The organism is Streptomyces sp. ATLC9 (assembly GCF_057196705.1).
Map to the genome: position 1 here is coordinate 1 of NZ_JBXUOY010000497.1, position 1,470 is coordinate 1,470.

1 protein-coding gene is annotated in these 1,470 nt (G+C 80.1%); it reads right to left on the bottom strand.

Annotated features, from left to right (window positions below; genetic code table 11):
- On the bottom strand, positions 1-1,394 hold a 1,394-nt coding region (locus AC2CJA_RS26630), incomplete at its 3' end, for an AAA family ATPase (protein ID WP_484605207.1).
- Between the last annotated feature and the right edge of the window lie 76 nt (positions 1,395-1,470).

The following is a 1,470-nucleotide window of genomic DNA, read 5'->3' on the forward strand; positions in this document are numbered from 1 at the left end:
GCCCGGGGCAGCTCGGCCGCCGCCCGGCGGACCGGCGAACCGGGCGGCTCGGCCGCGGCCCGGCAGGACCGCAGCAGCCGCGCCGACCGCTCCAGCACCCGGGCCCGGGCCAGTCTCGCGTCCTCCGGGCGCTCCTGCTCCTCCAGTACGGCGGTGAGCACGGGGGCGAGGCAGCCCGGGACGGCGTACAGCCCCGGGGTGGCGGTGGTGCGCAGCAGGCCGAGCCCGGTGAAGGCCTCCAGCGTGGCCGCCGCCTCGTCCGTCCGGCATCCGGCGAGGGCGGCGGCGGTGTGGGCGTCGGCGAGTCCGGCCGGGGCGAGCGCCAGCAGACGCAGAAAGCGCGCGGCGGGAGGCGGCAGCGAGCCGTGGACCAGGTGGAAGGCGCGTACCAGTGGACGGGCGGCCGGCGCGGGGCGGGTACGGGGGCCGGGCACGGCGGCTCGCCCGGGGCCGGGGAGGACACCGGGAAGGACACCGGGGAGGCTGCCGGGGTGGCCGCCCGGCACACGTCCCGACGCGTCCTCGGGAGCGTGCGCGTCGTCCGCCGCACCGCCGGGGAGATCGTCGGGAAGGGCGCCGAACCTCCGGGCCGCCTCGGCGACGGACGCCGTGGGGTGGGCCGCCAGCCAGCCGCCGGCCAGGACGAGCGCCGCGGGACGCCCGCCGCACGCCTCGGCCAGGGCCTCCGCCGCGCGCGGGTCGACGGTGACACGGGGTGCGTCTCCGGCCCGCTGCTCCAGCAGGGCGACGGCCGCCGCCGTGCCGAGCCCCTCCAGCGTGCGGGTGCGCACGTCCGGAATACCGGTCAGCGGCCCGCGGGAGACGGCCAGCACCAGGCAGCCCCGGCCGTCGGGCAGCAGGCCGTGCAGCTGTTCGGGGGCGGCCACGTCGTCCAGGAGGAGCAGGGCGCGGCGGCCGGCCAGAGCGGCGCGCAGCGCCTCGGCGAGCTCCGCGTCCCCCGCCCCGGCGGGAGGCACGGCCACTGGTACGCCGACCGTGCCTCCCGCCGCGGCGAGTGCGCGCAGCAGGTCGCGGGCGGTGCGTTCGGTGGGAACGGGAGTGCCGTCCGGGTCGCTGAGCCGGGCACGCAGGATCCCGTCGGGGTAGTCGGCGGCCACCCGCCGCGCGAACTCCTCCGCCAGCGTGGTGCGGCCCGAGCCGGGCCGGCCCACCACGAGCAGGACCCGGCAGCGGGGGGAGGGGTCGCCGGGCCCGGTGTGTCCGGCGTCGGCGTGCAGCAGGTCCAGTTCGCGCCGCCGTCCGAGGAGACCTCCCGTGGCCCCGTCTTCGCCCACGACCCCGTCCACGACCCCGCTCGCGACCCCGCTCGCGGCTCCGCCCACGGATCCGGCGGACGGGGCCGGTCCGCCGGGATGCAGCGCCTGATCCGTCACGGCTGGAAGGGTAGTTCACCACGGACGGTCCGCACCGGCGCCGCGCGCCCCGGGCGCGGAGCGGTCGCTCCGCGCC